We start from the raw sequence: 7,399 nt of genomic DNA, 5'->3' as shown, positions 1-7,399 counted from the left end.
CACGGACATCGCTATGCTCGTTATAGAGGATTATCCAAAGTGCAAATGCAATGCTTCCTTGCGGCAATGGCACAAAATATCAAGAAAATTGCCCTAGTGGTATGGGCTATTTTGTCTTATTTATGGCGTCAATTTTACTTGTTTGAGGCATGGGTAAAACAATCAGCGAAAATGACCGCTGGCACCGTTATCTGAAAGGAAAAGCAAGAGAAAAGCGACAAAGTAAAAAAACAAACCCACTTTTATCAAATGATTTTGGAAAGATGGGTTTGTCAGCAGTCTGAAACGCACCGAAAGGTGCGTTTTTTGTTGGTAAAATCGGCAAATTTCTATGATTTTTTACCTTGATTATTCGCTTCCTCATCCAACTGTGCCAACCAATCCAATTTTTGTTTGATTTTGATCTCCATTCCACGCTCATTTGGAAAATATAAACGTATTCCTTTTAGAGGCTCCGGAAAATAGTTTTCACCCGCGGCATAAGCATTTGGCTCATCGTGTGCATAGCGATAATTTTTACCGATACCCATATTTTTCATCAGTGTTGTCGGCGCATTACGCAAATGCAATGGTACATCAAAATCGGGATATTGTGTTGCAAGCTGTTTTGCCTGTTTGAAGGCAAGATAAACGGCATTACTTTTCGGTGCTGCCGCTAAATAAACAATGGCTTGAGCAATCGCACGTTCACCTTCTGCTGCGCCCACACGCGTGAAACAGTCCCACGCATTCAACGCAACTTCCATTGCTCTTGGATCGGCATTGCCGATATCTTCTGAAGCAATGGCTAATAAACGGCGAGCGACATAGAGCGGATCACCGCCGGCAGTAATAATTCGCGCATACCAATAAAGTGCGGCATCAGGCGCAGAACCGCGTACAGATTTATGCAATGCTGAAATTAAGTCATAATAACGGTCGCCCTGTTTATCAAAGCGTGCTTGCCTTTCTCCCAAAGTATCAACTAATAATTGCTTCGTCAGTAGTTTTCCTTTTAGCGTTTCCTCTGCCATATCAACCATTAATTCTAAGCAGTTTAATGCCAAGCGCGCATCGCCATTGACGTATTCTGCCAGCATGGCTAATAAGCCATCTTCAAGATTAATGATCTGGTTGCCATAGCCGAATTGTTTATCCTGTAAAGCACGCTGCAACACTTCAACAATCTCATCGATATTAAGCGATTTTAAAAGATAAACTCTGGCACGTGAGAGTAATGCGCTATTTAATTCAAAAGAGGGGTTTTCTGTTGTTGCGCCGATAAAGATAATAGTGCCGTCTTCAATATAGGGCAAAAAGGCATCCTGCTGTGATTTATTAAAGCGATGCACTTCATCCACAAATAACAAGGTTTGTTGACCGGCCAATTGGTTCTGTTTAGCCCGTTCTATCGCTTCGCGGATCTCTTTCACACCACTGGTAACGGCAGAAAGATATTCCACTTTTGCATTTAAGCGATGGGCAATAATTTCTGCTAATGTCGTTTTACCGGTACCGGGCGGCCCCCAAAAAATCATAGAGTGAATATTGCCGCTTTCAATTGCTTTGCGTAGCGGCTTTCCTTTACCGACCAGATGACTTTGACCAAAATAATTATCCAATGAGGTTGGGCGCATCCTTGCAGCTAAAGGGCGAAAATCATCAGCGGAAAAATTTAAATCAAGCGTTTCCATTTAGCACCTATAACAATCACTATTTTTTGCGTTGATCATCCAATTCCGCACCTTTTGGCAAGGTAAACTTAAAGGTTGAGTCGGGTAAAACCGAAGTATTAATGTTGCGTAAAATATATAAATTTGCCTGACCGTCTTTTTCGATAGTGCTAAAGCTATTTAATAATCCGTTGGCATTAATCCGAATAGTAAATTGTTTGATATTGCTCTTTTTATCAACAGGTGTAAGTGTAAACACATCCTGTTTTTGTGTGACTTGATAACTTGCCCAATGGTGTTGATCATCACTGGTTAATAACACGAACGGCGTATTATTTACCGCTTCACTTACCCAGTTGGCTGTTGCTTGCTCAACAAAAGGATCGTAATACCATAAGGTTTTGCCGTCTGAAACCATTTCACTCTCTTGTGGCGAGCTAATCTCCATTTTAAATAAATTCGGATGCTTAATTTGTAAAGTGCCTTCACCTTGTTGAACCACTTTGCCTTCCGCATCGGAAACACGTTGCTGGAACTGACTGCTCAGTGAATTGATTTGTGATAAACGCTGTTGTAATTCAGATTTTGCATCAGCAAAAGCGGTAGTGCTGCAAATTAAGCTGAATAAAGCACAAAATGTCAGTAATTTTTTCATTGATGTCTCCTTAATAATTATTTTTTGGCGCCAGAATTTCACGTTTACCATTAACCGGCGAAGATAAAATTCCCTGTTGTTCCATTTGATCGAGGATACGTGCGGCACGAGGGAAACCTAAACCCAGACGACGCTGTAAAAATGAAGCGGAAGTGTTGCCTGTGCTTAACACCACCTCGACTGCTTCATCAAATTTTTCATCAAGTTCGCTGTTGTTGCCTTCACCGTTATTATCTTGTCCCTCTTCACTGTTTTCCACAATTTCATCCAAATAATTAGGTTTGCCACGAGCGCGCCAATCATTGGCAACACGAGCGACTTCATCATCGGTCATATAAGCACCGTGAACACGAATTAAATCGCCTTGACCGGAATAGAGCATATCACCTTTTCCTAATAACGCTTCTGCACCGGATTGATCCAAAATAGTACGTGAGTCAATTTTACTGGCAACAGTAAATGCGATACGACTTGGAATATTGGCTTTAATCAAGCCGGTGATGACATCCACTGAAGGACGTTGTGTTGCTAAAATTAAGTGAATACCGATAGCACGCGCCTTTTGTGCCAAGCGCGCGATTAATTCTTCTACCTGTTTTCCGACAATCATCATTAAATCGGCAAATTCATCGACAATCACTACAATATAAGGTAGTTTTTCCAGCGCCGGCGGCATTGCATCCATAGTATCGCCCGGTCGCCAAATCGGATTTGGAATCGGTAATTGCATTTCAGCCGCTTGATCAATTTTATGATTAAATCCTTCAATATTGCGGACGTGCAGCGCAGTGAGCAATTGGTAGCGACGTTCCATTTCATCAACACACCAACGCAATGCATTTGCCGCTTTGTTCATATCAGTCACCACATTGGTAAGCAAATGTGGAATATCGTTGTACATAGAGAGCTCAACCTGTTTCGGATCGATCATAATAAATTTCACCTCTTCCGGTTGGACTTTGAATAACAAACTTAAAATCATTGCATTGACACCAACGGATTTACCGGAACCGGTTGCCCCAGCCACCAGTAAATGCGGCATTTTTGCTAAATCTACCACCACGGCTTTGCCGCTGATATCTTTACCAAGCACCATAGATAGCGGTGATTTTGCTTGTTGGAATTCTGCACTGCTTAACACATCGCGCAGCAATACATTTTGACGGCGCATATTTGGCGTTTCAATGCCGATATAAGGTTTGCCGGGGATCACTTCCGCAATACGAATTGAGCGGAACATCAATGCACGCGCCAAGTCGGTATCTATGCTGGTGACTTTCGATGCTTTAGTTCCCGGTTGTAATTCAATTTCATAACGAGTAACGACCGGGCCGATAGTGACGTTACGCACAGCGGCTTTCACGCCGAAATTACGTAGTTGCTGTTCAATGCGTCTTGAGGTTTCTTGAATCTCTGCTTGAGTTACTTCTGTTTTTAAAGGTTGGCCCGGACTTAATAAATCCAAGCTAGGCAACGGCGTTGTCGGTTTAACGGTTGAAATCGGATCTGGTTGAAGCAACGGATGAATTAATGTGCCGTTATAAGGCTTATAATTCGGTGTTGTCGTTGAGGGCTTAGCTTCTGCTTTAGAATGGGCATATTGTTGCTCTTTCATTTGTTGTTGCGCTAAAAATTGTTCACGTAAATGTGTAAGTTCTTCATCATCGTCCTCATAATCGTCTTTGTCTTGAGCAGGCGCGATCGCATCAACATTCATCCTATTATTAGGCGACAGTGAAATTTCCTGTTTTGGCGCAGAAACAGCGGTTTTCGCCTCTGTTAACCTAGTGTCATTCGCAGTAACAACAGATGTCAGTGATGGCATTGAAATGGAAACTTTCGGCAATTCCGGCTGTTCTTCAATATCCATCATTGGAAAATCAAAATTGGCAATGCTATCTTCTTGTGCTTGTGCTTGTGCTTGTGCTTGTGCTTGTGCTTGTGCTTGTGCTTGTGCTTGTGCTTGTGCTTGTGCTTGTGCTTGTGCTGTTTCTAATGTATGTGGCGCGCTATTTTGCCACTCTTGTTGTGCAAAAGAAGTTGCTGTTTCAATTTCTGTTGTTGGCTCATCTTGTTGCGGAGTTAAACCGAAAATAGTTGGATTAACTAACTGTTGTTCGTCTTGAGGTTGGGAATAAGGTGATGACGTTTCTTCTTTGGTTTGTTGTTCTGTACGGTTAGCATTAGCGATCGGCAAAACAATCTGTTCATAATCCGCTAATGATTTTTCTGTTGAGGTTGTATCAGCGTGATCTTCAATTTTTTGTTGTTCATCTGTTGCCATCAACCAGTGGTAAAAACGTAGCAATACTTTAATAAAATCATTGCCGGCAGAAAGTACGAACCCTAAAGCAGTGGTCAATAATGCAATAAGTGAAAGCAGCAGTGTGCCGGTTGTTTTAGCAATAAACTGAACAATAACGGTGCCGATGACGCCACCGGCTAAATGGTTGCTGCTATTAGGTAAATAGAGTGCCGCTAAAGTTGAGATACTGCATAAAAAAAGTACAAAACCGATGAAATGAAGGAAAAAAGTACGCCATTTCATTTCTGTAATCGGATGATAACGTAATAGAAAAATAGGAACTAAAAAACAGACAAAAGGCAAAATATTGGCAATCCGACCAAATAAGGCAAATAGAACATCAATTATCCAAGCACCGAAAGCACCTGCCTTGTTATAGACTGCCGTCTGGTTACTGGCGACAGTCCACGCATTATCCATTGGATGATAAGATGCCCACGCCACAAGTAAATATAACCCAAAAAACGTTAATAAAATAAGTCCAAGGTTAAAAAGGTAAAGATTGGAGCGTAAATACTCTTTCTTAATTTCTACCTGTTTAAAATGGGATAAAGGAAGCTGATTCAGTTTGATATTTTTGAGTTTATTAATCATTGTTTTCAACAAAATACGAATACTAAAATTGAGCTGCTATGATAGCAACTCAAGGGGGGTTAGACAAACAATCTTAGGATTTAATCAAGTCTTACAAATAAGTATATTGTGATGAACAAGATTCTATTTTCAAAATAACGGTATTAAAGTTGTTTGATGTGTATTTATATGTTTAAAGAGGTAAATATCATGACTTCACCCAAAACACTTTTTCTCTATTTAAATGAACATTACTCCGCAAAGGCGGAGTATTTGTTTGATAAGCATCCTGAATTTGCGGTGTTTCGGCATTTTACTAATAAAAAATGGTTTGCGTTGTTTATGCCGGTGGCGGGCGATAAGTTGGGATTGTCTGGCAAAGAAATAAAAAATGTGCTGAACCTTAAGCTGCCACCTGAATTGATTGACGGTTTACGGCAGTCTGAGGGATTTTATCCGGCGTATCATATGAATAAACAACATTGGTTGAGTGTGGATTTAGACAAAATTGAGATGGCGGAATTGCTCCCTTTGATTGAACAGAGTTATCAATTAACAAAATAATTAACAGTAAAAACGTATCGGTTGTGTGCCGATACGTTTAATGTTATTCAGGAATATTTTTTAGAATCGTAATTGGTGTTTGTCGATAGATTAAAAAAGAGGGAATGAGGGCAATTAACATTGCAACTAAAAGATTAGCGGCGAGAAATTGGGCTTCAGTTTCTGAAAAGTAAACAGGTAAGGCAAAGCCGCTGTTTTGACTGATGTAGTGGGCAATGAGGTAGGCGAATACTATGCCGCCCAATGTGCCGAGCATTAATGCACACGTGATGATCAGGAAAAGAGTTGACCAAATAAGCAGAACAATTTTCGTTCTTGGTGCGCCGAAAATACGCCAGGCCGCGATTTGGTGCTGTTTACTTCTAAGATAGAGTACGATTGTCATCAGTAGCGCCAAGGTAACTAAAATTTGTGTGATGATGGAAATTCCAAGCAGAATTTGTTTACTGTCACCTAAAATGGCGTGAACTCTCACCAATACTTCAGCAGGGAAGAGTGCCTGTGTCTGTTCCGTTTTATATTGGCTACGTAATTGATAAGCACCGGCAAAACTTTTCGGTTTTACAATAATGGCGGAAACGGCTTTGTGTTCACGTTCTTGTTGAGTGTCGGAATGTTGATGAATCTGCCAAATATTTTTAATCGGTACAAAGATAGATCGGTCCCAAACATTATGCTGTTTGGGTAAAATACCGATAACGTGATATTTGATTTCATTATGTTGGTGATGGTTGTTTTCTCCTAAGCGCGCGTGAAGCGGTGAGAATTTATCGCCGATTTTTAAACCGCTGTCCGCGCCGACAATCGCTTTAAAATCTTGATGAAATAGTTGTTGTTGCGGCAACTCAGGATAAATTTTTTCGATAAAGGTGTTATCTGTGCCGATAATCGGCATATCTTGAAAATAGTCACCAAATGTTAATGGTGCTGCCCAAGCAGTGTTCGGGTTCTGTTTAATTTCATTTAAAATAGCGTAATCAATTAAATTTAATTTTGTTGGTTGCAGAAAAACAGTGCTTAATACCAACTGAATTTCACTGCCTGATGCGCCAATAATAAGATCGAATTTTTCTGCTGCATTGGTACTGCCTTCGCGAAAAGCTCGCTCGCTGATACTAACGGCAATACTGAGCGCCACAGAACAGGCAATTAAAAAAATAATAAATAAACTGCCGAATTTGCTTTTTTTCAGATCCAGAAAGAGCAGCTTTAGCATTAACATATTGACTCCTTATTCTTTATCGTTATCCGACACGATAATGCCATTTTCCAAATGAATTTTTCGCTTTAATTGTGAAGCGAGAAAGAGATCGTGGGTGGCAACAATGAGCGTACAGTTTTCTTCAGTGCTGATATTGCACAATAATTGTGAAATTATTTGACTGTTTTCCTTATCCAGACTTGCGGTCGGTTCATCGGCAATAATAATTTTAGGTTGATGCAATAATGCGCGTGCAATGGCGACACGTTGTTTTTCCCCACGAGAAAGATGTTCTACATCAGTATTGATCTGACCCCGAAAAGTTAGACTGTTATTTTAAGGACTGAATTCTGTATTGAACAGGGCTCAGTCCATTTAATTTTAATTGTATTCTTTCCTCATTGTAATAACGAACATATTCTTTGATAACAGATTCAAGTTCTTCAATG

At 40.4% G+C, this 7,399-nt stretch carries 8 protein-coding genes; 2 read left to right on the top strand and 6 right to left on the bottom strand.

The genetic code is table 11. The annotated features are described in order from the left end of the window. Positions 1-195 (top strand): transposase (locus A3EO_RS12985; protein WP_026210926.1); only part of this gene is annotated, 195 nt, incomplete at its 5' end. A 134-nt stretch (positions 196-329) separates the two neighbouring features. On the opposite strand, the gene A3EO_RS0111925 is transcribed toward A3EO_RS12985, so the two are convergent. The 3 genes from A3EO_RS0111925 to A3EO_RS13825 are packed head-to-tail and all read right to left on the bottom strand — an operon-like array spanning position 330 to position 5,206. Further along, a complete protein-coding gene (locus tag A3EO_RS0111925; protein ID WP_018347321.1) occupies positions 330-1,673 on the bottom strand; it encodes a replication-associated recombination protein A in 1,344 nt (447 codons plus the stop codon). A 19-nt stretch (positions 1,674-1,692) separates the two neighbouring features. Next, positions 1,693-2,307, bottom strand: a complete 615-nt coding sequence (lolA, locus tag A3EO_RS0111920) for an outer membrane lipoprotein chaperone LolA (protein WP_018347320.1) — start codon at positions 2,305-2,307, stop codon at positions 1,693-1,695. A gap of 10 nt (positions 2,308-2,317) precedes the next feature. Next, the gene (locus tag A3EO_RS13825) at positions 2,318-5,206 is read right to left on the bottom strand and encodes a DNA translocase FtsK (protein ID WP_018347319.1); all 2,889 of its coding nucleotides are present in this window, start codon (positions 5,204-5,206) and stop codon (positions 2,318-2,320) included. A gap of 189 nt (positions 5,207-5,395) precedes the next feature. Here A3EO_RS13825 and A3EO_RS0111910 point away from each other — a divergent pair, with 189 nt between their 5' ends. After that, positions 5,396-5,749: an MmcQ/YjbR family DNA-binding protein gene (locus A3EO_RS0111910; RefSeq protein WP_018347318.1), complete on the top strand. Its 354-nt coding sequence runs from the start codon at positions 5,396-5,398 to the stop codon at positions 5,747-5,749. Positions 5,750-5,792: 43 nt separating this feature from the next. On the opposite strand, the gene A3EO_RS0111905 is transcribed toward A3EO_RS0111910, so the two are convergent. The 3 genes from A3EO_RS0111905 to A3EO_RS0111895 form a co-directional block, all read right to left on the bottom strand. Then, the gene (locus tag A3EO_RS0111905; protein WP_018347317.1) at positions 5,793-6,971 is read right to left on the bottom strand and encodes an ABC transporter permease; all 1,179 of its coding nucleotides are present in this window, start codon (positions 6,969-6,971) and stop codon (positions 5,793-5,795) included. Positions 6,972-6,980: 9 nt separating this feature from the next. Next, on the bottom strand, positions 6,981-7,259 hold the full coding sequence (locus tag A3EO_RS0111900; protein ID WP_080638299.1) for an ATP-binding cassette domain-containing protein: 279 nt from the start codon (positions 7,257-7,259) through the stop codon (positions 6,981-6,983). A 22-nt stretch (positions 7,260-7,281) separates the two neighbouring features. Next, positions 7,282-7,399 (bottom strand): IS3 family transposase (locus A3EO_RS0111895; protein ID WP_018347315.1); only part of this gene is annotated, 118 nt, incomplete at its 5' end.

This window comes from Gallibacterium anatis DSM 16844 = F 149 (genome assembly GCF_000379785.1).
Lineage (GTDB): Bacteria > Pseudomonadota > Gammaproteobacteria > Enterobacterales > Pasteurellaceae > Gallibacterium > Gallibacterium anatis.
This window is presented reverse-complemented; position numbering and strand designations above follow the sequence as displayed.

Coding starts and splice junctions, on each gene's coding strand:
- A3EO_RS0111925 (WP_018347321.1), bottom strand. CDS start 1,673: ATGGAAACGCTTGATTTAAATTTTTCCGCTGATGATTTTCGCCCTTTA.
- lolA (WP_018347320.1), bottom strand. CDS start 2,307: ATGAAAAAATTACTGACATTTTGTGCTTTATTCAGCTTAATTTGCAGC.
- A3EO_RS13825 (WP_018347319.1), bottom strand. CDS start 5,206: ATGATTAATAAACTCAAAAATATCAAACTGAATCAGCTTCCTTTATCC.
- A3EO_RS0111910 (WP_018347318.1), top strand. CDS start 5,396: ATGACTTCACCCAAAACACTTTTTCTCTATTTAAATGAACATTACTCC.
- A3EO_RS0111905 (WP_018347317.1), bottom strand. CDS start 6,971: ATGTTAATGCTAAAGCTGCTCTTTCTGGATCTGAAAAAAAGCAAATTC.